Origin of the sequence: Acetobacter musti (genome assembly GCF_011516835.1) — a bacterium.
Lineage (GTDB): Bacteria > Pseudomonadota > Alphaproteobacteria > Acetobacterales > Acetobacteraceae > Acetobacter > Acetobacter musti.
This window is the reverse complement of the sequence record NZ_WOTB01000009.1, coordinates 72,997-95,390: the sequence shown is the minus strand read 5'-3', so window position 1 is coordinate 95,390 and position 22,394 is coordinate 72,997. Positions and strand designations below refer to the sequence as shown.

20 protein-coding genes and 1 tRNA gene are annotated in these 22,394 nt (G+C 63.0%); 13 read left to right on the top strand and 8 right to left on the bottom strand.

The genetic code is table 11. From position 1 onward, the window contains the following. Positions 1 to 138 precede the first annotated feature (138 nt). Positions 139 to 579, top strand: a complete 441-nt coding sequence (locus tag GOB93_RS08685) for a DUF2501 domain-containing protein (protein WP_173583104.1) — start codon at positions 139 to 141, stop codon at positions 577 to 579. Positions 580 to 799: 220 nt separating this feature from the next. On the opposite strand, the gene GOB93_RS08680 is transcribed toward GOB93_RS08685, so the two are convergent. Then, positions 800 to 1,054, bottom strand: a complete 255-nt coding sequence (locus tag GOB93_RS08680) for a DUF1653 domain-containing protein (protein WP_173583103.1) — start codon at positions 1,052 to 1,054, stop codon at positions 800 to 802. Positions 1,055 to 1,147: 93 nt separating this feature from the next. Between GOB93_RS08680 and GOB93_RS21495 the strand changes: the two genes are divergently transcribed. Beyond that, positions 1,148 to 1,840, top strand: a complete 693-nt coding sequence (locus GOB93_RS21495) for a hypothetical protein (RefSeq protein WP_242010644.1) — start codon at positions 1,148 to 1,150, stop codon at positions 1,838 to 1,840. A gap of 94 nt (positions 1,841 to 1,934) precedes the next feature. On the opposite strand, the gene GOB93_RS08670 is transcribed toward GOB93_RS21495, so the two are convergent. From GOB93_RS08670 to GOB93_RS08650, 5 genes are read right to left on the bottom strand one after another with little or no spacing between them, the layout of a single operon-like run. Next, a complete protein-coding gene (locus tag GOB93_RS08670) occupies positions 1,935 to 2,555 on the bottom strand; it encodes a GNAT family N-acetyltransferase (RefSeq protein WP_173583102.1) in 621 nt (206 codons plus the stop codon). Beyond that, positions 2,555 to 3,511 (bottom strand): alpha/beta hydrolase, encoded by a 957-nt coding sequence (locus GOB93_RS08665; protein WP_173583101.1) that lies wholly within the window; start codon positions 3,509 to 3,511, stop codon positions 2,555 to 2,557. Before GOB93_RS08665 ends, GOB93_RS08670 begins: the two co-directional genes overlap by 1 nt. 48 nt (positions 3,512 to 3,559) lie before the next feature. Next, complete coding sequence (gene murA / locus GOB93_RS08660; protein WP_173583100.1) at positions 3,560 to 4,822, bottom strand: UDP-N-acetylglucosamine 1-carboxyvinyltransferase; 1,263 nt, start codon at positions 4,820 to 4,822, stop codon at positions 3,560 to 3,562. Between the two features lie 3 nt (positions 4,823 to 4,825). Then, on the bottom strand, positions 4,826 to 5,380 hold the full coding sequence (gene dcd, locus GOB93_RS08655) for a dCTP deaminase (protein WP_173583099.1): 555 nt from the start codon (positions 5,378 to 5,380) through the stop codon (positions 4,826 to 4,828). Continuing rightward, on the bottom strand, positions 5,380 to 5,688 hold the full coding sequence (locus GOB93_RS08650) for a hypothetical protein (protein WP_173583042.1): 309 nt from the start codon (positions 5,686 to 5,688) through the stop codon (positions 5,380 to 5,382). The genes dcd and GOB93_RS08650 overlap by 1 nt, the downstream gene beginning before the upstream one ends. Positions 5,689 to 5,948: 260 nt before the next feature. Here GOB93_RS08650 and GOB93_RS08645 point away from each other — a divergent pair, with 260 nt between their 5' ends. From GOB93_RS08645 to GOB93_RS08635, 3 genes are all read left to right on the top strand, one after another. Then, positions 5,949 to 6,185 (top strand): entericidin A/B family lipoprotein, encoded by a 237-nt coding sequence (locus GOB93_RS08645; protein ID WP_242010643.1) that lies wholly within the window; start codon positions 5,949 to 5,951, stop codon positions 6,183 to 6,185. A 356-nt stretch (positions 6,186 to 6,541) separates the two neighbouring features. Further along, positions 6,542 to 7,153 carry a nitroreductase family protein gene (locus GOB93_RS08640; protein ID WP_173583098.1) on the top strand — a complete coding sequence of 204 codons (612 nt, stop codon included), beginning with the start codon at positions 6,542 to 6,544 and terminating at the stop codon, positions 7,151 to 7,153. A gap of 248 nt (positions 7,154 to 7,401) precedes the next feature. Then, positions 7,402 to 10,011 (top strand): cation:proton antiporter domain-containing protein, encoded by a 2,610-nt coding sequence (locus GOB93_RS08635; RefSeq protein WP_173583097.1) that lies wholly within the window; start codon positions 7,402 to 7,404, stop codon positions 10,009 to 10,011. Between the two features lie 108 nt (positions 10,012 to 10,119). Here the strand turns inward: GOB93_RS08635 and GOB93_RS08630 are convergent, their stop codons facing one another. After that, positions 10,120 to 10,740 (bottom strand): hypothetical protein, encoded by a 621-nt coding sequence (locus tag GOB93_RS08630; RefSeq protein ID WP_173583096.1) that lies wholly within the window; start codon positions 10,738 to 10,740, stop codon positions 10,120 to 10,122. Between the two features lie 334 nt (positions 10,741 to 11,074). On the opposite strand from GOB93_RS08630, the gene dusB reads away from it, so the two are divergent. From dusB to hflX, 7 genes are all read left to right on the top strand, one after another. Beyond that, the gene (gene dusB / locus GOB93_RS08625; protein WP_173583095.1) at positions 11,075 to 12,217 is read left to right on the top strand and encodes a tRNA dihydrouridine synthase DusB; all 1,143 of its coding nucleotides are present in this window, start codon (positions 11,075 to 11,077) and stop codon (positions 12,215 to 12,217) included. A gap of 119 nt (positions 12,218 to 12,336) precedes the next feature. After that, positions 12,337 to 13,407 (top strand): two-component system sensor histidine kinase NtrB, encoded by a 1,071-nt coding sequence (locus GOB93_RS08620; RefSeq protein ID WP_242010653.1) that lies wholly within the window; start codon positions 12,337 to 12,339, stop codon positions 13,405 to 13,407. Positions 13,408 to 13,481: 74 nt separating this feature from the next. Then, positions 13,482 to 14,960, top strand: coding sequence for a nitrogen regulation protein NR(I) (gene ntrC / locus GOB93_RS08615; RefSeq protein ID WP_173583094.1), 1,479 nt, complete (start codon positions 13,482 to 13,484; stop codon positions 14,958 to 14,960). Between the two features lie 5 nt (positions 14,961 to 14,965). Continuing rightward, a complete protein-coding gene (locus tag GOB93_RS08610) occupies positions 14,966 to 17,377 on the top strand; it encodes a sensor histidine kinase NtrY-like (RefSeq protein ID WP_173583093.1) in 2,412 nt (803 codons plus the stop codon). Further along, the gene (ntrX, locus tag GOB93_RS08605; RefSeq protein ID WP_173583092.1) at positions 17,367 to 18,752 is read left to right on the top strand and encodes a nitrogen assimilation response regulator NtrX; all 1,386 of its coding nucleotides are present in this window, start codon (positions 17,367 to 17,369) and stop codon (positions 18,750 to 18,752) included. The genes GOB93_RS08610 and ntrX overlap by 11 nt, the downstream gene beginning before the upstream one ends. Positions 18,753 to 18,981: 229 nt before the next feature. Continuing rightward, the gene (hfq, locus tag GOB93_RS08600) at positions 18,982 to 19,290 is read left to right on the top strand and encodes an RNA chaperone Hfq (RefSeq protein ID WP_173583091.1); all 309 of its coding nucleotides are present in this window, start codon (positions 18,982 to 18,984) and stop codon (positions 19,288 to 19,290) included. Continuing rightward, positions 19,271 to 20,590: a GTPase HflX gene (gene hflX / locus GOB93_RS08595; RefSeq protein WP_173583090.1), complete on the top strand. Its 1,320-nt coding sequence runs from the start codon at positions 19,271 to 19,273 to the stop codon at positions 20,588 to 20,590. The genes hfq and hflX overlap by 20 nt, the downstream gene beginning before the upstream one ends. 226 nt (positions 20,591 to 20,816) lie before the next feature. On the opposite strand, the gene GOB93_RS08590 is transcribed toward hflX, so the two are convergent. Beyond that, a tRNA-Asp gene (locus tag GOB93_RS08590) sits at positions 20,817 to 20,893 on the bottom strand. A gap of 516 nt (positions 20,894 to 21,409) precedes the next feature. Between GOB93_RS08590 and GOB93_RS08585 the strand changes: the two genes are divergently transcribed. Next, positions 21,410 to 22,312, top strand: coding sequence for a retroviral-like aspartic protease family protein (locus GOB93_RS08585; RefSeq protein WP_173583089.1), 903 nt, complete (start codon positions 21,410 to 21,412; stop codon positions 22,310 to 22,312). Positions 22,313 to 22,394 lie beyond the last annotated feature (82 nt).

The window sequence follows — 22,394 nt, the reverse complement described above, 5'->3', positions numbered from 1 at the left end:
CACGTACTCCCCTCGCGGAATGCTCCCGATATTGTGATCGCCTGCTCTTCTTTTCCGGAATGGAGCCATGAGCCCGCTATGCGTTGCACTCCCGGCATGGTTGGCGCAACATGACATTAAAGTAACCAGGAGCTTTCGATGATCCGTATTTCCCCGCGCGCCTTCGCCGCGTTCGCCATCGCAGCCGGTTTCGCGACGGCTTCCCTTCCGGCCCTGGCAGATGACGGGCCGGAGCCTCAGCCTGCATTCACGAGCGAAGGTCGTCCTTCGGCAGCGGGTATCGGCCCTGCGTCCCCTGCGGAAGTGGCATCCATCTCACCGACCAATCTGGCCGGCCTGCTCAATTACTGCGTCGAGACCGAGCTCGTGTCCCATGATGACGGTGATTCCGTGCAGACGGCTCTGAACGCGAAAACCAATGCCGTCCCGATGGATCAGAACGGAAATGTCGATTACGCGATCGGCTCCGCAGGCCAACTGTCCATCGCCGGCAAGGCAACAAGTGTCCCGCAGCTTGATACCGCCGCGCAGGGCAAAGTCTGCTCCGCCGTTCTGGCTCGCTCGAAGTCGATGATCTGAACGTCCCGGACGTTCTCCCGCGCAGGCTGACCTGAAGAAACCCCGGAGCAATCCGGGGTTTTTTATGACGTTTGTATATTCTGCAAATACAGGCACGGCAGGATTTCAGGGCTTTGCCCCGAACCCCACAAAGGGACGCAGTCCCTTTGATCCCGGTCTGTTAAAATAAAAGGGGCGAAGGGCGTGCCCTGTCCCCGCCTTGCAAATTTATAAACGCCTTTTATGGGCCGCCGTCCGTGGAACACGGGGCCGACTGACTATCATCCGCCAGGCGTGCGAAACGCGGAACACCGCCAACCTTTTCCAGCCACATCGAAAGAGGGCGCACCCACAACGTGCCCATGCTCTCGCTCCGGTAGACGACAAACCACTCCTCGGTTTCACTGTGCCGCGCGGTCGCTAGCACCGTGTAAAGACCGCCTTTATAATGACGGTAAACCCCTGGCGTGACGTCCTGATCTGGCTGCAAGGTCATATCGCCCCTTTCCCGAATTGCGGCTATGGTAGACTGCGACGGTGCGTAATCGCGCGCTGTCGGCAATGTATCGCATAACGGAGACCATGAGCCTTGCGCCAGTTTGCTTCGCCCGCTGTCGAGCAGCAGATAAACCGGCCAGTGGCTCCGGTTCGGACTTTCTTCCCGGTTTCCTTTTCTCAGTTGTTGCCCGCGTCGCGCCTGAGCGTATTTTTCGCCGCCGGGTGCATCACCATCCTCACATCCGCTGCGCCCGGACTCACCTCCGGCGCCGACGCCCGCACCACACACCACACCGCCAGGCATAAGCAGAACACGGGAGCGCAGGCCGCGAAACCGGTCGTCCTCTCGCAGCAGCCAGGGACGGACCTGGATAAACAGGCACGGATTCTCAACGCCGATGACATCGCGACCAGCCGCCGTCATCATGAAGAGCCCGTGCTGCTCATCGGCTCAGCCCCCTTATCGACGAAAAAAGGCGAGATCGCGCTGTTCGTCCAGCTTCAGTCCGCAGCCCTGTGCGGCTCAGCCGGCTGTTCGACAGACGTTTACCTGCATACAGGCGATGACTGGGTCAAAGTTCTCGATTCAGTCAGCGGCTCAATCGCGATCCTGCCGACCAGTCATCAGGGCATGTATGATATCGTCGTCGACGGATCGGATCGCTGGGTCTGGCGCGGCGACGCCTATCAGGACACCATCAACGCAGCCCCTGTCGGTAATCTCCGCAGCGAGATCGAGCAGTATCAGAAGAAAAAGGGCATTACGCCCGCATCCGGGAACTGATGCCCAAGTGATATAAAAGTCCCTGCGCGCACCTCCCGATGAGACCGCCCGCAGCGACAGACAGGATTCAGTCAGCCGCCGCCCGGCAAAAGTTTCAGCCGGCGACCCCCACCTGATCCGCGGCATCCAGCCACCCCCGCAGCAGCGCCTGAACAGCAGGCCATTCCGGAGCGGTAATGCTGTAGACGCAGGTATCGCGGATCGTGCCGTTCCGCATGACCTGATGGTGACGCAGAATACCGTCCAGCCGCGCCCCCAGCCGTTCAATGGCCCGCCTGCTCTGCTGATTCAGCACATGCGTGCGCAATTCGACAGCAAGGCAGCCCAGAACGTCAAACGCATGGCCGAGCAACAGCAGCTTTGCCTCGGTATTGAGCGGCGTCCGCTGCACGCTCCGCGCGTACCACGTCGAGCCGATCTCAGCCCGTGGCGTGACCGCGTCGATATTCATAAACGATGTCATGCCGACAATCCGGCCCGACGGCATGCTGACGACCGCAAATGGCAGCATGGAACCGCGCCGCTGCAGATCAAGGCGGCGTTCCGTTTCGGTCATCATGTCGTCAGGGGAGGGGATCGCCGTATACCACAGCTTCCACAGCTCACCGTCACGGACCGCATCCGCCAGAGCCGGCACATGCGCGACGGACAGCGGTTCAAGCCGGACATACCGTCCGCTGAGAATGACAGGACCCGCCAGAGACGACGCAGTCATCAGTCTTCCCGTGCCATGGCGCGACGCATCGCCTCCGTACGCCGGGCCATCGAGCGCCGCGTCACACCGGCGCGGGGCTCCAGTTCGAAGGCGTGGAACGCTCCCGGGAAAATGTCGAGTTCGACCGGAACCCGGGCACGGATCATCCGCAGGGCGTAGTCCACATCTTCATCCAGAAAGAGATCGAGCGTGCCGACCCCGATATAGGCCGGAGGAAGATCGCTCAGGTCCCCGGCCCGCGCCGGCGCGGCAAAGGGCGAAATTCCCTTCGCTCCGGGCGCGGTGCCCAGAAACGACTGCCAGCCAAAAACATTCATCTCCCGCGTCCAGACATAATCCCCCGTCACCGGATTGCGCGGACTGTCAGGACCCGTCCTGTCGTCCAGCATCGGATACTGCAGATTCTGAAACGCCAGCCGGGGACCGGAACGCTGCCGGACCAGCAGGGCCAGCCCCGCCGCAAGCCCGCCGCCGGCGCTCTCACCGGCGACCCCGATCCGGCCGGCATCGATGTCCAGCGCTGCGGCATTCGCGACCGCCCAGACCAGTGCCGCGTAACAGTCATCCAGCGGACCGGGAAACGGCGTCTCCGGCGACAGCCGGTAATCGACGGAAATAACGACGCAATTCAGATCATCGGCCCATTTCCGCAGAAGAGGCAGAAATCTGTCCGCAGTTCCCATCACGAACCCGCCGCCATGAATATGCAGAATCGCCGGCATCGGCGCGGAGGAAACCACCTTCGGTCTGGAAACCAGAACCCTTACCTCCGGATCGCCCGGCATACCGGGAATATGGCGGGCAATGGTTTCCACCGGCAGTTTATCGACCATGCCCGGCGGCCCCGCCCGTTCGGCACGCGCCGCGTCCAGAAGAGTCCCGTCAAGAGCAGCCGGCCCGAGGCGGTCGAGAAGCGGCAGCAGTTCCCGGTCCACAAGCGCAAGGTTGTCGGACATCAGATGCCTCTCCCGTCAGCCAGCGTGGGTCCGGACCCGTCCGGCCGGTCAGTTTTTCACACGCTCGATATTCGCACCACAGGCGGCAAGCTTCCGCTCCACAGCCTCATATCCGCGATCCAGATGATACACGCGGCTCAGAATCGTCTCGCCATGAGCCGCAAGCCCGGCCAGAATCAGCGAGAACGAGGCCCGCAGATCCGTCGCCATGACAGGCGCACCCGAGAGAGCGTGCACACCCCGGATGATCGCTGAAGATCCATGCACATTGATCCGCGCACCCATCCGGTTCAGTTCCGGCACATGCATGAACCGGTTCTCGAAGATGGTCTCCGTAATCATCGATGCGCCTTCGGCCACCGCAAGCATCGCCATGAACTGCGCCTGCATGTCGGTCGGGAAGCCCGGATAGGGCTCTGTCATGATATCGATGCCACGCAGCGCCCCCGTCCGGCGAACCCGCATCCCATACGATTCCTGCGTGACCTCGACGCCCGTCTCTTCCAGCGCCCGGACAACCGCGCCCAGATCGTCCACCCGTCCGCCAAGCAGACGCAGATCACCGCCGGTAATCCCGGCGGCACAGGCATAGGTCCCGCACTCGATCCGGTCGGGCATGATCCGGTGCTCGGCACCGTGCAGCGCTTCCACACCCTCAATCACAAGCGTCCCGGTGCCGCTTCCGGTAATCCTCGCGCCCATCCTGTTAAGACATTCGACGAGGTCGCCGATCTCCGGTTCGCGGGCCGCGTTCACAATCTCCGTGCGACCTTTCGCAAGCGTCGCCGCCATCAGCAGATTTTCCGTCGCCCCCACAGAAGCAAACGGGAGAATGACCCTGTCCCCGACCAGCCCCTTCGGAGCCTTCGCGTTGATATAGCCATTCTCAAGCCGGATCTCGGCCCCGAGCGTCTCCAGCCCTCTGAGATGCATGTCCACCGGCCGCGTCCCGATCGCGCATCCGCCCGGCAGCGACACACGGGCCTCTCCGCACCGCGCCAGCAACGGCCCGAGAACAAGGATCGACGCCCGCATCTTCGAGACGATGTCGTACGGCGCTTCCGTACTGCTGATCTGCCCGCCCACGGCATACGCCGTGCCGTCACCGTTGATGTCCTCAACCGCAATCCCGTGCTGCACCAGCAGATCACGCATCGTCGCAATGTCGGCAATCCGCGGCACATTCGTCAGCACCAGCCGGTCGGCCGTCAGCAACCCGGCCACCATCAGTTTCAGCCCGGCGTTCTTTGCGCCCCCAATGGTGATCTCACCGCGCAGAGGGCGTCCGCCCCGGATAACAAAACGATCCATCGCTCAGAGCCTCGGTGTGGCAACGCCACGCTGGTGCATGTACTTCCCGGCCCGGTCCGCGTAGCTGACCTCGCAGGGAGAAGCGCCCTGGAAGAACAGGAACTGGCAGATGCCCTCATTGGCATAAATACGGGCGGGAAGGGGGGTCGTGTTGCTGATTTCGATCGTCACCTGGCCTTCCCATTCCGGCTCCAGCGGGGTGACATTCACGATGATGCCACAGCGCGCATAAGTCGACTTGCCAAGGCAGACGACCAGCGTATCGCGCGGAATCCGGAAATATTCGATGGTATGGGCAAGCACGAAGCTGTTCGGCGGAATGATGCAGACATCCGCCTTGCGTGAGACAAAACTGTCATCCGAAAAAGCTTTCGGATCGACAATGGCGCTGTTTACATCCGTAAAGATGCGGAAATCATCCGCCACCCGCGCGTCATACCCATAAGAAGAGAGGCCGTATGAAATAACGCCGTCACGCTTCTGGTTCTCAACAAACGGTTCGATCATGCCATTGTTTATCGCCCTGTCGCGAATCCATGTATCTGGCATAATCGGCATTAACTGGTCTCCGGGTCCGGATGAGAAGGCTGCGCAGGGAGCTTCTGCCCCGCCCGCGCGCGAGCCTGCGCCTTACGCCGCATAAGATTGGCACGCAAGGCCCCGGCCTCGTCCGCCTGCCGTTTTAGCCGCGCCGCCTCAGCCGCCGGTGTCAGACGGGGTTTGCCATCTCCCGAAGCCGCTCCGGCCTTTTCCCCGGAAGAACATCCCCGCGACGAAGCGTCCTGTCCCGCCTGCCCGTTTTCGGAAGCAGACGGTTCAGAAGCAGAAGAAGTCTCTCGGATAGAAGTGTCACGCGTAACGGACATGGCGGAGCCCGGCTGATTTCCTGTCTGTGTCATTATGACCGGATGTATCGCGGCTGTCACGGAACCGCCAGCATCAGCCTGCCTCTGCGTCGGACAGGGCCATAAAAAGACTGAGCGAGAAAAAACCGGACCAGCAGCAGACCGGGCCGGATCGCCTGTCTCCGGCCATCGAACCGCCCGCAGCTAAGCCACTCACAGAAGCAACTTTTTCCCGCCTGTTTCGTTGAAAAAGCGACCAGAAAATAAGGAGCGCAGCTCTCATGAACACACCTGAATCGCGCCGGCAGTTCCGCTCCGGAACATCAGTCGCACCGACACCGGCCGCGCCACGCATGCTTCGGATTGCCGCTTTCGGCGCCGCCCTGCTTTCACTTGCAGCATGCAACACAGTCTCCGGCGCCGGAAAAGACGTCAGTTCCGTCGGCCATAACGTGAGCCGCGGCGCCGATGCCGCACAGCGTGGCATAACAAACTCAACCGGTGCCTCAAGCCGCTGAACCGGATGAACTGACTTAAAGGAGGCCACCCACAGACCCGAAGCGCCGACGCCCGGAGCGTCGGCCTTCCCGTCGATTCGGATCGCCGGACTCAGCGCTGGCATGGTCCCTGAAATCTGTTCGCCCGCGCCATCCGATCTTCCGTCCATGATGGAAAGCCTGTCTCATGACGTGACGTGCCTCCTGATGTATGGCCGTTCCGCAGGAATGTTCTATGATCCTTTCCGCTGCCGCGCTCTCCACCCCTGAGCGCCATCATGCGGGTGCCCACGTCGCCGGGACGCATTCCCGAAGAGCGGCCCCGAAGAGCGGCGGAAGCATACGGACCAAACGTGCCTCTGAATCAGGATTCCTCCATGACAACTGCCCCCGGTCGCGCCGCCCTCTCGCTGCCGTCAACCGTCCCGCTGTTCCTCAATCGCTGGTCGCCGCGTGCGTTCATCGACGCGCCCATGTCGCACGACGAACTGACAGCCATTCTCGAAGCCGCACGCTGGGCGCCATCCGCCTATAATTCGCAGCCCTGGCGTTTTCTCTGCGCAAGACGCGGAACGCCGGAATGGGAGAATTTCCTGTCCTGGCTCGTGCCGTTCAACCAGTCCTGGGCCGGGAAAGCCTCCGTCCTGATTTATGTCGCCTCCCGAACCGTGATGCTGTCGCCGTCCGGTAACCTCGTCCCGGCCACGACACACGAATTCGACGCAGGCGCCGCGGCCATGCTGCTCCAGCTTCAGGCCGCCCATCTCGGCTGGGCGACACACGCCATGAGCGGTTTCGACGTCGACGCGGCCCATAAAGGACTGGCCGCGCCGGAAGACTTCAGAATCCACGCCGCCATCGCCATCGGCAAACAGGGTCCGTCGGATATGCTGCCCGAGGGCCTCCGACCGCGCGAAACCCCCTCGGACCGGGCTCCTCTGGCAACCCTGGCCTGGGAAGGCACGTTCGAAGGACATAACGAACCCTGAGCCGCGGCCAGCGCCTGTTAAGGCTGCCTGTTCCGGACGTGCTATCACGTGATGAACCCGTTATGACGGCTTTCATCATGATCATGGCATAGTGCCATAACGGCGCCTGAAAGGGCGCCTACTGTCATGCGGTGCGGTCAGGGCGCCGCGCGGAACGGACTGACAGAGTGCGTCTGTCCTCACAGGCAGGCGCGGTGAGATCATGCGTAACGGGCACCGGGCGAACGGCGCGCAGAAGGAGGGTATGAATGGAGGTGACGGGCCTGGCGGCAGTACTGCTCGCGACTGCGCTGCTGCTGGTGATCGTGAGTGCGGTGCAGCCCGTGGCGCGGCGCCTGGAAGTCTCTGAAACCGTCCTGCTCGCCGTCGTCGGCATCATCATCGGCGGCGGCGCGGATCTGGTGCTGCGCAGTACCTATACGGATTCGCTGTCGGGCGTGGCCGGCACCGCCATCAACGGCGTGGCGGAAACCCTGCTGGATTTCCCCGTCAGCAGTGAAGTCTTCCTCCTGGTCTTCCTCCCGGTTCTGGTCTTCCAGGGAGCCATGGCCATAGATGTGCGCCGCCTCGCCGAGGAAACGGCGACAGTGCTGCTTCTCGCGGTCGTCGCCGTTATCGTGTCCACGGCGACAATCGGCCTGGCCCTGATGCCGTTCGCACAGATGCCGCTGATCGTCTGCCTGCTTCTGGGCTCGATCGTCGCGACAACCGATCCGTCCGCCGTGGCCGGCATCTTCCGCGATATCGGCGCCTCCTCGCGCCTGACGCGCCTCGTGGAAGGCGAAGCCCTGCTGAACGACGCAGCAGCCATTTCGATTTTCGCCGTGCTGCTGAGCGCCATCACGTCGCATCACCCTATCCAGATCGGCAGCGCCGCACTGGAATTCGTCGTGTCATTCGCCGGCGCGATCGTCGTCGGTGTCATCGGCGCGCGGGCAATGCTGTACATGATCACCGTGCTCGGCAACGCGCCGGCCGCGGAAACCACCCTGACCGTCGCGCTCCCCTATATCGTCTACATCTTCTGTGATGACGTTCTGGGGATCTCCGGTGTCGTGGCCACGGCGGTCGCCGGCCTGACCATGTCTGTCTACGGCCCCTCGACCTTCCGCCCCCAGACCTGGCGCTTCCTCAACGAACTCTGGCAGCAGCTCGTCTTCTGGGCCGGTTCACTGGTGTTCGTGCTGGCCTCGATGCTCGTGCCGCGCCTGATGGTCGGCATGACCCGCTGGGATATCGTGCTGATTCTCATCGCCAGCCTGGCCGGGCTGGTCGCCAGAGCATCGGTGGTGTTCGGCCTGCTGCCGCTTCTGGCCATGACGCGCCTCTCGCCCCCCGTGCCCACCCCCTTCAAGGTCACAATGGTCTGGGGCGGCCTGCGCGGCGCGATCACCCTGGCGCTCGCCCTGGCCGTCACCGAAAATCAGCATATTTCCACACCGGTCGCACACTTCATCGGTATCATCGCCACCGGCTTCGTTCTCATCACCCTCCTGGTCAACGGCACGACCCTGCGCTCGGTGGTGCTGTTCCTCAGGCTCGATCAGCTCTCCCCCATGGATCAGGCCATGCGGCACCAGGTGGTGGGCATCGCGCTCGAAAAAGTCGCCGCCCGCGCCCGAGAAACCGGAGACGAGCTCGGCTTCTCTCCCGATGCCACCCGCTCCGTGATCGACGGCCTCGATGAACGCAGCGAGGAGGAGCAGTCCGCCAACACATTCGACACCGCTCTGGGCGATCGTCAGCGTGTAACCCTCGCCCTGATCACCATCGCCAACCAGGAGCGGTCGATCCTGCTGGATCTGTTCCGCATTCAGGGCCTGTCGCGCCGGGTCATGGAAAATCTGCTCCGGACATCGGATGCCATGGTCGACGGCGCCCGCCTGCAGGGCCGGTTCGGTTACGTACGGGCCATCAGACGCCGCCTGCGGCCATCGCTCCGCTTCCGCGTCGCCCAGGAAATTCACAATCGCCTGCATTACGACCGCCCTCTGATGGTCTGCATGGCCGAGCGGTTTGAGATGCTGATGGTCACGCATCTCGTCTCTCTGTCGCTCACCCGCTTCCTTCGCGAGCGCATGGAACCCACCCTGGGCAGCCGCGTCAGCGAGATCGTCTCCGAAACACTCTCCCGCCAGCGCAAAATGCTCGATGAAGCACTCGCCACCCTGCGCCTGCATTATCCGGGCTATTCAGAAGCGCTGGAGAACAGGATCTTCCGGCAGATCGTACTGCGGCTCGAAAATCAGGAATTCGACTCCCTGCACGCCGAATCCCTGATCAGCGACGAACTGTATCGCGAACTGCACCGTGACGTAGACCGCCGCCGCCAGCGCCTGGACCGGCCGATGACGTTCAATCTCAAGAACAACATCGAAGACCGGCTGCGGAATGCGAAAGTGTTCGAAGGGCTCCCTGTCGCCGCGCTGCACGACCTCGCCATGACGACCTCGCTGCGTTTTCCGTCATCGGGAGAAATCATTCTCAGACGTGGCCATAAGCCTCACTCGGTCTATTTTCTCAGCGCCGGCCTCGCCGAAATGCATGTAGCCGAACGGGACGTCCGGTTCGGTGCAGGGGATCTCATCGGCGCCGTGGAAGTGGTGGACCGCCGCCCCATGCCAGGCACCGTGCGCGCCCTGCAGTTCGGTCTCATGCTGGTCATTCCGGCAGCGCGCTTCGAGCGGATGCTGGAGGATTATCCGGTCGTCGCCAGAAATCTCCAGCGCCTTCTGAGAGAGCATGAACAGGAGGACAGCCATGCCGTCCTGCTGCCGCATCAGGAGTTCAATGACGAGGACCCGCCAGGAAAGGCGGCAGTGGAGCTCCTGTCAGTCAGACCAGGCAGCCCGGAATAATTCCGCCGTCAGAACCAGAACACCAGAATTCCGGATGCCGGGTCCGGTGACGACCGCAATCGCCAAAGACGGCCGCACCGGCGACACAAGCCGGACCCCGGCCCTTATTCATGTCCGCTTCCCGCTGAGCCGGAGAAAAAGCCTGCGACCAGACCGCCTGGTGATGGCCACGCCGGCCACTACAGCCAGAACGGGCGCCACGGTCTCAGCAACGCTCCGGTATTCCCCGGCAAAATGCGTCACCGACAGACAGATATCCAGCAGCGTCACCACCTGCAGCAGGCCTGACCAGAAGAGCGTCAGATAACGAAAATACCGGCTTATTTCCGGTCGCACCGGAAACGGAGCGCCCTGCGCCTGTTCGAACAGGCGCTGAAGCAGAGGAGGCCGCATCCATGCACCGACCAGAAACACAAGCGCAAAGAGCGCGATCGTCGCCGTGCCTTCCCACGGTTCGAGCGTCGCCGTCCCGAAAACAAGCTCCGCAATGATAAAAACGCCCATTGAGCCATTCACGGCCCACCACATGAGCGGAACCGGGATTCGCCGGACGACATGACGCAAAAGGTCCGCCCCCAGGAACAGCAGCACAAACTCCGTCGCAACGCGATGACCCAGGACACTGTCCAGAACCCAGAGCAGAACGAGCCCGCCCGAATCGCTCAGGAACGCCGTGACCTTCGACCTCCGGGATGCGGCACCAGATTGTGAGCGCGGTGACAGCGGCATTGTCCTCGTCCGGTTCTGACAACAGGTGAGGTCTCATGCGCCGGACACAGCCGTCAACATACAGCCGTCAGCCGGACACGGTGGCGCAACCCGGAATGCCGTTTCAGACAATGTCACTCCGGACATTATGAAAGCGCACTACGACAGCCACCCATCGTCACGGTCTGTCCGCCGTCACAGGAACGTTCAGACCGGGCCTGTCCGTGAGACCGCCCCACCCGGGGCACGCGAAGAACCGGCATGACCACCTTCCATACAGGAGTTCCGCCAGATGGACGTCCGGAAACATTCCCCGATTGCACTGCCCTGACGAGGTCAGTATGTTGCCCAAATCATGGGCATCGCACACACCACCCCGACCCGGGTACCCGGTCTGCCGCCAGTCGATCTCGGCGGCGTCGTGCTGGACACGCCTGTTATTCTGGCACCGATGGCCGGCGTAACAGACGCGCCATTCCGACGGCTGTGCCGCCGCATGGGCGCAGGCCTCGTCGTCTCGGAAATGATCGCCTCATGGGCCATGGTCCGTGAAAACGAAGCCACACTGCGAATGGCCGAGGTCGCCGACAGCGAAGGCCCGAACTCCATCCAGCTGGCCGGATGCGACCCCGACGCCATGGCGGAAGCCGCCCGCATCGCCGTCGACAAGGGCGCGAACATCGTCGATATCAATTTCGGCTGCCCGGTCAAAAAAGTCGCCGTCGGCCAGCTCGCAGGCTCGGCGCTCATGCGTGACGAAGGCGCCGCCGCCCGTCTGCTCGAAGCCACCGTCCGAGCCGTCGACGTGCCGGTCACCCTCAAAATGCGCATGGGATGGGATCACGACCACCTCAACGCCCCGTCTCTCGCCCGGATCGCCGAAGCGTCCGGCATCAGAATGGTGACGATCCACGGCCGTACCCGCCAGCAGTTCTATAACGGCATCGCCGACTGGGCCTTCATCCGCAAAGTCAAGGATGCCGTAGGGATTCCGGTCATCGCCAATGGCGACATCCTGACGGTCGATGACGCCCGGCAGGCCCTGGCCCTGTCCGGCGCCGACGGCGTGATGATCGGACGCGGCTGTTACGGACGCCCGTGGTTCCCCGCCCAGGTCGCCAAGGCCCTGCGCAGAGGCCACGCCCCCGCCGATCCGGATCTGGAGTCCGAACGCAGGATCGTGCTGGAGCATTACGCGATGATGCTCGGACATTTCGGTGAACGGGCCGGCCTGCGTCTCGCCAGAAAACACATCTCCTGGTATTCGGCCGGCCTGCGGGATTCGGCGGGCTTCCGGGCCGCCGTCAACCGCATGGAGGAACCAGGCGAGGTCATCTCCGCCATCAACGCTTTCTACGACACACAGATCGAGGCCGGCGCCGTCCGCGAACCCCGCCGCTCACGCGTCGCCGATGCGGCGGCAGGTCAGTCCGGTCCGGACTCATCCGGCGCGGGCACACAGGAACAGCCGTCATCCGCCGAACTCCAGGCGGCATGATCGCCATGCCCCGCCGGAGTGCAGTGACACCGGACGACATCGGCCACGCGGACCTGAAACTGCATCCCCCACGCAGGACCGGTTCAGGGGACGATCCTCCGGAAGCGATTCCCGACAGTATGCTGATGATGGACTCGCTCCCGATGCCCGTCATGCTGGTGGGCGCGCATGACGCGATCCTGTTCGTCAACAGCGCCGCCGAAGACTTCTTCTCCCGGTCGCGCTCGCAGCTGCGGCATGAAACGCTCGCCGACCTCGTGCCGGCTGACCATCCGCTGTTCCTTCTCATGCGGCAGGTCCGGGAAGCCGGCGGCACCGTTACCGAACACGATCTGATCTTCAGCACACCCCGGTTCCATCATGAAGGCGTCTGCGCGCAGGGCAGCGAAGTGCCGGATTATCCCGGACAGGTGCTGCTCGCCTTCCAGGACGCCTCCGCGGCGCGAATTCTCGACCGGCAGCTCGCCTTTCGCTCAGCCGCCCGCAGCGTCTCCGGCATGGCGGCCATCCTCGCGCATGAAGTGAAAAACCCGCTCTCCGGCATTCGCGGCGCGGCCCAGCTCCTCGAAGGCTCGGTCGGTGAAGCCGACCGTGAACTCGCCGTGCTGATCCGCGACGAAGCCGATCGCATCCGCGCTCTGGTCGAACGGATGGAGATGTTCAACGAGAAGCCGGTCGGACGCCGCCCGGTCAACATCCACCGGGTTCTCGAACATGTCCGGACACTGGCTGAAAACGGGGTTGCCGCCGGAATTCCGATCGTCGAGGACTATGATCCCTCCCTGCCGCCCGTCTGGGGTAACCGGGACGAACTCGTGCAGGTCCTGCTCAACCTCGTCAAAAACGCAGCCGAGGCCATCAGAGGATCAGGTAAGCCCGGCACCATTACACTCGTGACAGCCTATCGGCAGGGCATCCGCCTCGCGGGTTCCGGCGCCGGCCAGCGGCGACATCTGCCGCTGCTCGTGTGTATCCGTGACAGCGGGCCGGGAATCTCCGAGACCATCCGTCCCCACCTCTTCGAGCCGTTCCTGACCACGAAAGCCTCCGGCTCCGGTCTCGGCCTCGCCCTCGCCGGAAAAATCGTCAACGACCACGGCGGGATCATCGAGGTCGAAAGCAGACCCGGCCGCACCGAAATCAGCCTTCATCTTCCCGTCGTCAGCGAAGACACGGGAGATGTCGCCTGAACACACCGATTTCAGGTCGTTATCCGTCCTCCTTCCCTGTCTCGTCACGATTTTCGCGGATTCCACAGCACCCGATGACCTTGCCGACCATTCTGATCGCAGATGACGATCGCTCCATCAGAACCGTTCTGAGCCAGGCGCTCGGGCGCGCCGGCTATCAGGTCCGGACAACCGCGAGCGCCGCCGCGCTCTGGCAATGGGTAGAGGACGGCGAGGGCGATCTCGTCATCACCGATGTCGTCATGCCGGACGAAAACGGCCTTGACCTGATCCCCCGCATCCGGCGCGCCCGCCCCGACCTGCGCGTGCTGGTCATGAGCGCGCAGTCCACACTCGTCACAGCCGTAAAGGCCACCCAGCGCGGCGCCTTCGAGTATCTCCCCAAACCCTTCGATCTGGCGGAACTCCTCTCCGTCGTCGAACGCGCGCTGGCCACGCCCGCGCCGATGGCGGGAGTACAGCCGCAGTCACAGCAGCCCGGCGAGCAGATGCCCCTGATCGGCCGCTCGATGGCCATGCAGGATATCTATCGCGTCATCGCGCGTCTCACGACATCCGATCTCACCGTGATGATCAACGGCGAGAGCGGAACAGGCAAGGAACTGGTCGCGCGCGCACTCCATGATTACGGGCGCCGGCGGACCGGACCGTTCATCGCGGTCAACGTCGCGGCAATCCCGCAGGACTTTATCGAAACGGAACTGTTCGGCCACGAGCGCGGCGCCTTCAGCGGCGCGACGACCCGCAGTTCCGGCCGCTTCGAACAGGCCGCCGGCGGAACGCTCTTCCTCGACGAGATCGGCGACATGCCGCTGGAAGCCCAGACCCGTCTTCTCCGCGTTCTCCAGGACGGCGAATTCACAACCGCCGGCGGCAAAAATCCCATCAAGGCGAATGTCCGGATCATCGCCGCCACTCATCGCGATCTCCGTCAGGCCATCCGGGCCGGAACCTTCCGCGAGGATCTCTTCTACCGTCTCAACGTCGTGCCGATCCGCATCCCGCCGCTGCGCGAACGCCTGGAGGATATCCCCCTGCTCGCCCAGCATTTTCTCGATGAATGCGCCGAGGAAGGGCATGTGCCCAAGATCCTGACCGATGACGCCGTCGCCCGCCTCCAGGCCTGGCGCTGGCCCGGAAACGTCCGTGAACTCGAAAACATGATGCGCCGGATCACGGCGCTCTACCCGCAGGAAACCATCACCGCGGCGCTGATCGATTCAGAACTGGCGGAAACGGTTCGTGACGAGAAACCGGTCGCCACCTCGGGAGAAGCCCCCGCCAGCGACGAGACCCTCTCCGACGCGGTCGGGCGTCACATCCGGCATTATCTCGCGATGGACGGAAATGGCGGCGCGCCCCTTCATGATATTTATGACAAGGTGATCGCCGAGGTCGAACGTCCGCTGATCCGGATGACCCTGACTGCCACCCGCGGCAATCAGATCAAGGCCGCCGCCATGCTCGGGCTGAACAGGAACACGTTGCGTAAGAAGATCCGTGATCTCGATATCCCGGTCATGAAAATACCGTCCGGCCATGAGGCCGGTTAATCCCGATGCCAGGTTCAGAACCGATATCTGACCAGGACGCTGCTTACAGAGAAGCAACTGGCCAGAAAGAAACCGGTCAGAGAGAAACTGGCCGGGAAACAGCCGGCGCGGAAACAGGCGACCGGGAAACAACGCGGGGCCGCGGCGGCGTCACGCTGCTGAAGAGAGCGCTCGACCAGCGCAGCGTGGCGGTCACGCTCGTCGCGCTGGCCCTGGTGCTGGTCTTCGCAATGTTCGTCGTGCTCTCCGGCGGCGCGGCGCTCGCTCATCACCCGTTCGTCCAGAATGCCGTGTTCGTGCTCAGCGGCCTGGCCCTCGCTCTGCTGGGCGTCATGAGCGTCACCCGTATCCGCCGCCTCCTGGCCGAGCGGCACGGCGCTCCCGCCGGCGCCAGGCTGCATGTCCGGCTCGTGGTCCTGTTCGGAATCGTCGCCGTCGCACCGACCATTCTCGTCGGCGTCTTCGCAACCCTCTTTTTCGATTACGGCATCCAGATCTGGTTCTCCGACAGGGTCAACACAGCCCTGAACGAGGCGCTCCAGGCGTCACGCGGCTACCTGACGGAGCATAACGAGAATATCCGCACCGAAGCCTTCTCGCTCGCCAACTACCTCGTCAGCGCCGAAAACGAACTGCAGGTCAACGGAACCGACCTCCTGCACGACCCCGACGCGCTGGGACAGCTTCTCGACAGCCAGGCCACCGTTCGCGGTCTGACCGAAGCTGTCGTCTATGACCCGATCACCAACCGCATGATCGCCGCCGGCGGTCTCCTCAGCCGGTCGGGCTACCAGGAGCCCCTGCCTCCGCCCGCCGCGACCATGATGGCCCGCACCAACGACGTCGCGATCTACGACAGCCCCGACGAGAAGAATGTCCGCGCCGTCGTCGCGCTCGGCGAGACCCCGGAGATGATGCTCGTCATCACCAGACCCGTGGACCCCGAAATCGTCGGCCACATGCACAAAACGGAGCAGGTCGTCGCCGATTACAGACGCCTGAACCACAATCGCGAGAAGATCCAGGTCACCTTCGTGATGATCTTCGCGCTGGTCGCCCTTCTCGTCCTCGCCGCGGCGGCCCTGATGGGCCTGGCCCTCGCCAATCAGATCGCCCGTCCGCTCGGTCTCCTCATGGACGCATCCCGCCGCATCAGCGAAGGCGATCTCGCGGTCAGAGTGCCCGAAGGCGGCCGCGACGACGAAATCCGGAGTCTCTCCCGCGCCTTCAACCTCATGACGGACGAGCTTTCCAGCCAGCGTTCCGAACTGATGGTCGCTTACAGTCAGATCAACGAGCGCCGCCGCTTCACGGAGGCCGTCCTGTCCGGCGTGTCCGCCGGCGTGATCGGACTTGATGCCTTCGCCCGGGTCGAACTGCCGAACCGCGCCGCGTGCGATCTGCTGGAAAAAGATCTCACGCAGTCCGTCGGCGAACCGCTCGCGGAAGCCATTCCCGAATTCGGCCCGGTCCTGGAAGCATTGCGGACCGGAGGCGAAAAAGCCTTCACCCGTGAAGTCCAGATCGGCTCGCCCGGCAACCGCCGCGTGCTTCTGGTCCGCGCCGCCGCTGAAATGCGCGGCGCGGTGACCGAGGGCTATGTGGTGACATTCGATGACATCACGGCGCTCCAGTCCGCCCAGCGCAAGGCCGCCTGGGCGGATGTCGCGCGCCGGATCGCCCACGAGATCAAGAACCCGCTCACCCCGATCCAGCTCGCGGCCGAAAGGCTCAAACGCCGTTTCCTGCGCGAAATCACCTCCGACCCCGACACGTTCCGTCAATGCGCCGATACAATCGTGCGACAGGTCGGCGACATCGGCCGGATGGTCGACGAATTCTCGGCATTCGCCCGGATGCCGCAGCCGAAAATCGCCACGGAAGATCTCTCGCGTATTGTCAGGGACGCTCTGATCCTTCAGTCCGGCGCCCATCCCGAAATCGTCTACGATGTGGTATTGCCACCTTCAGGGCCGATGGTGGCATGCGACAGGCGCCAGATCGGTCAGGCGCTGACCAACCTGCTGCAGAACGCTGCCGATGCGATCGCGATGACGGGACGCTCATCCTCACAGGAACGTGAAGCCAGGAATGACGGGACAGAACAGGGCGCTGACGGCCATAACGGCCATATCGGTACAATCCGTGTCGCAGTCTCCGTCGCCGGTGACACGGCGGAAATCATTATCGCGGATGATGGCATCGGCCTGCCGCAGGAGGAACGCGACCGCCTGACGGAGCCATACGTTACGCACAAGCCCAGGGGCACGGGTCTGGGGCTGGCCATTGTGAAGAAAATCATGGAAGACCATGAAGGGGCAGTTCAGCTCAGAGACCGCCCCGGAAAAGAGGGAACCGAGGCCATTCTGATTTTGCCGGTCAAAGACAGAACGCAGAAAGAAAACGATGGCGTATGAAATCCTGATCGTCGACGACGAGCCGGATATCCGCATGCTGATTGAAGGGATCCTTCACGACGAGGGATACGAGACCCGCGTCGCCGGAGACTCGGATTCAGCCCTCGCGGCGTTCCGGGCACGACGACCTTCTCTCGTCATTCAGGATATCTGGCTTCAGGGCTCGAAGCTCGACGGGCTCGGCGTCCTCAGGGTCATGCAGGCCGAGGACCCGTCCGTCCCCGTGATCATGATCTCGGGACACGGCACCATCGAGACCGCCGTCGCCGCTCTTCAGCACGGCGCCTACGACTTCATCGAGAAGCCATTCCAGTCCGACCGGCTCCTCGTCGTGGTTCGCCGCGCCATCGAGGCCGCCAGGCTCGAACGCGAAAATGCGGAACTGCGGCTGCGCGCGGGACCGGAAACCACCCTGTTCGGCGAAAGCGGCCCGATCGCCGCCGTCCGCAGCCAGATCGAGCGCGTCGCCCCGACCGGCTCGCGTGTGCTGATCACGGGCGCCCCCGGCGCAGGCAAGGAAGTCGCCGCCCGGATGATCCACGCGCGGTCACGGCGCGTGGACGGCCCGTTCATCGCGCTCAACTGCGCCACACTGGCGCCGAGCCGTTTTGAGGAAGAACTCTTCGGACTGGAAGGCGCCGAAGGCGTCCCCCGGCGTATCGGCGTCCTCGAACGCGCCCATGGCGGAACGCTTCTCCTCGACGAGGTCGCGGACATGCCGGTCGAGACCCAGGGCAAGATCGTCCGCGCACTCCAGGACCAGAGCTTCGAACGCATCGGCGGATCGACACGGGTCAGGGTCGATGTCCGCGTGCTGTCGACAACCAACCGTGACCTGCATGCCGAGATCGGGGCAGGGCGCTTCCGCGAGGATCTCTATTACCGCCTCGCCGTCGTACCTCTGCGCGTGCCAAGTCTGCGCGAACGGCGCGAGGATATTCCGGAACTGGCCTGCCTGTTCCTGAAACGCGCCGCCGAGACGGCAGGCCTGCCGGTTCGGGATCTCAGCATCGACGCCATGGCCGCCCTCCAGGCCTATGACTGGCCCGGCAACGCCCGCGAACTGAGAAATCTCATGGAGCGGCTGCTGATCATGATGCCCGGAAACGGCAATGAGCCGATTCGGGCCGATATGCTGCCGTCCCAGATCAGCGAAGGCGCCCCGGCGCTCCTGAAATTCGATTCAAACGCGGACGTCATGAGCCTGCCGCTGCGCGAGGCCCGCGATCTGTTCGAGACGCAGTACCTGCAGGCACAGCTTCTCCGTTTCGGCGGCAATATCAGCCGGACAGCCGGATTCGTCGGAATGGAGCGCAGCGCCCTGCACCGCAAGCTTAAGCAGCTCGGTGTCACAGCCGAAGAGCGGACAGGGTAGGCAGATGCGGATTGCGGAAAACACACCGCCGGAGGCCGGGTCGCCCGCCCGCGCTCCCCGGCCTTATCTGCGGCCGTCCCGTGCGGATATCGATATGTAGCACGTTTGCCATGAAATTGCTTTAATGGCCGCGACGTCTCTTTGCGCCGTTGCTGCGCCGGCGTATTGAATGCTGAGTGTCCGGAGGAGTCCGGTTACACTCAATAACAAGAAGAAACAGGGTAACATCGTGGCAAAATCACCAGCTCAGAACGTCCAGGACGTTTTCCTTGGCCACGTCAGACGGGGCAAGGCGCCCGTCACGATCTTTCTCGTCAATGGTGTGAAACTGCAGGGTGTCATCAGCTGGTTCGACAGTGATACAGTCCTTCTCAGACGAGACGGGCATACGCAGCTCGTCTACAAGCATGCAATCAGCACGGTCATGCCCCTCGTCCCCGTCAACGTGTTCGAAGCGCCCGCCGGAAAGGCCGGCGCGGGCGCGGAGATGACCCTGCAGGCGGAGAGCGACGAATCACTTGCCGACGACATCTACTGAGACCACACCGCCCGCAACGCGGGCAGCCGTCATTCTTCCCTGGGAACGCCCCGACCGTGATCATGATGTCCGGGCCGCCGAGGCGCGTCTTGAAGAAGCCATCGGGCTGACCTCGTCGATCGGCCTCGTCGTCGTTCTCAACGCCATTCTGCTTCTCCGCGCCCGCCGTCCGGCAACGCTGCTCGGCATCGGGCAGGTCGATTCCCTGCGTGAGGCCGTCGCCGAAAAACAGATCGCCGTCGTCGTCATCGATTCCAGACTGTCGCCCGGACAGCAGAGAAATCTCGAAAAGGCGCTCGGCTGCAAGGTCATCGACCGGACCGGCCTGATCCTCGACATCTTCGGAGCCCGTGCGGCAACCCGTGAAGGCACGCTCCAGGTCGAACTGGCCCATCTGGAATACCAGCGTTCAAGACTCGTGCGTCTGTGGACCCACCTGGAACGCCAGCGCGGCGGCTTCGGCTTCCTCGGCGGCCCCGGTGAAACCCAGATCGAAGCCGATCGCCGGATGATCGGAGACCGTATCGTCCGTCTCAGAAAGGAACTCGAACAGGTCAGACGGACCCGTGGCCTGCACAGAAGCGCACGCAAACGCGTGCCCTTCCCGGTGGTCGCGCTCGTCGGCTACACCAATGCCGGTAAATCGACGCTCTTCAACGCCCTGACCGGCGCAACCGTCTACGCCCAGGACCAGTTGTTCGCCACACTCGATCCGACCATGCGCGCGATCGAACTGCCGTCGGGACGGAAAGTGATCCTCTCCGATACGGTCGGATTCATCTCCGATCTCCCCACCGAACTGATCGCCGCCTTCCGGGCGACGCTCGAAGAGGTCGCGGAAGCGGACATCATCCTCCATGTCCGCGACATCGCCCATCCGGACTCGGCGGCGCAGCGGGCGGACGTTCTGTCCGTCCTCGGCGATATGGAGCGTGACGGCATGCTCGACGCCGAATGGCCCTCGCGCATGATCGAAGTCCTCAATAAGGCCGACCTGCTCGGCGGTATTGAGGAAGTCCCGCACCGCGACAACGCCGTCGCCATTTCGGCGATTACAGGCGATGGGCTGCCACAGCTGATGGCCGCGATCGACGCGCATCTGACCGAAAGCATGGTGGTGGTGCGTTACAGCCTGCCCGTGCATGAAGGCGGCGCGATGGCCTGGCTCTACGAACATGGTGAGGTCCTGGAGCGGGAAGACAGGGATATGTGCATCCATGTCACCGTCCGCTTTCACGAAACCGACCGCGCCCGTTTTGAAGGACAGTTCGCCGCCGCCATTCAGAGCGCCGGAAACTGACCTTCAGGAACACTGAAGGCCTGCAGACGGGCAGGGGAGACCGCAGCACGGTCTCCCGCAACGGCCGGCAATAAATCGTTTTCTCTGAAAAATGTTCGGAAGGAACGCCGGCAAGGGCAAAGCCGGACTCGTCGGCTATGGACGCCAGAAATTCGGTTCCATGCCAGTAAAAAGCGTCACGGATTCAGTAAAGAAATCCGTCTGCTTTATCAGATTTTCTGAAGAGTGGCGCGAGTGACGGGGCTCGAACCCGCGACCTCCGGCGTGACAGGCCGGCGCTCTAACCAACTGAGCTACACCCGCTTTTTCAGCGACCAGCGTTTCCGCTTCGTCGTTGGGGCGTCTTATAACCGGGTTTTCGTGGCTTGCAACTCCACTCCGACAAAAAAATTTCGTTCGCTCCGAACACAGCGTCAGACCGCCCGAAACGACCGGAGCCGCCGCATGAAAAACAGCAACGTCGTCCTGCCTCAGATGACGAGGCGACATGTAACAAAATATTTTCAGATCTGATGAAAACAGGGCAATAAGGAAGAAGCAGCAGGCGGATACGAGCAGAGCGCGATGCGGGCAGGGAAAACTGAAAGATATTCCATCACCCGGCCGCGCAGAAATACAGTATCCGGAAATACGGCAGATCAGAGCACAACAGAGTCAGTCCGTTCCGGCCAAGAAACCGCCGGCCACGCTCCCGTCCGGCTATCCCGTTACCGTCTTGCCTCATTCATCGTGATTCTCCTCACCGTTGCAGGATGCGAAAGCACGCCGCCGCCGGAAAAATCTCCGCCTTACCCTCCGGACAAGGCCGGCGAATGCACCATGAAGAGAATGGCGACTGTCTCCGTTCTCACCGCAACGGGGCCACCCGTCATCGAAGTCACATTAAACGGCAAGCCGGCGGCCATGATCGTCGGCACCGGAGCCCAGACATCGGCCGTCTCGGCAGCCGCCGTAAAGGCATTCGGTCTGGTCGAGACAGGAACATACGCAAAAGTCTACGGAACGACAGGCGGCATCGAACTGCCGTTCGTCCATTCCGACAGGCTGCTCGTGGGCCGGGCGGACGCCTCGGACTTCGCGTTATTCGAAATGCGTGACCGGCGGCGAGACGCGCCAATGCCATCCATCGGCGGATTGCCGCTTGTCGGCGAACTGGGCACGGATTTCCTGCGTCATTACGAAGTCTGGTTTGACCTGTCGGAGGGCGTCATCATCCTGGCGCAGCCACGCCGCTGCACGCTGAAAGACGTCGCGTGGGACGCGTCAACCGACCAGGTCCCGATTGAGGTCAATTACACCGGCAGAGCGGACGTCCCGATCAGGCTGGACGGCCACAAAGTCGACGCGATGCTGAGCAGTTCCTCATCAACCACGACCATCACTCCGGATGAACTCGACTGGTTCGGGATCAGAAGCACAAAGGTCGCGGCAAATCACGCCGAGATCGTCCGCGGCGTCAACGGCCTGACCGTCTCCGCCCACCGCAGACAGTTCGCCGATCTGGAAATCGGCACGGAAAAATTCAGCGACGTCTGGCTCACGGTCGCGCCCATGGAAGCCGTGGACGCCGTTCTCGGCTCCGACTTTTTCCGTAATGTCGTGTTCTGGCTCTCGTTCCGCCAGAAGATGATTTACATCGAAAAGGGGAAGGTGAATCCGTTTGCCTCTGAACATCCGTCTTCACCCAGACGCTCCGAAGAAGAGCCCTCACCGCCAGCCTGATGACCTCCGCTCCCCACTTCTATCCGCGTCGGCCGCCGGAACCGTCAGACAACCGGCCCAGTCCCGGAATAATCACCGGAGC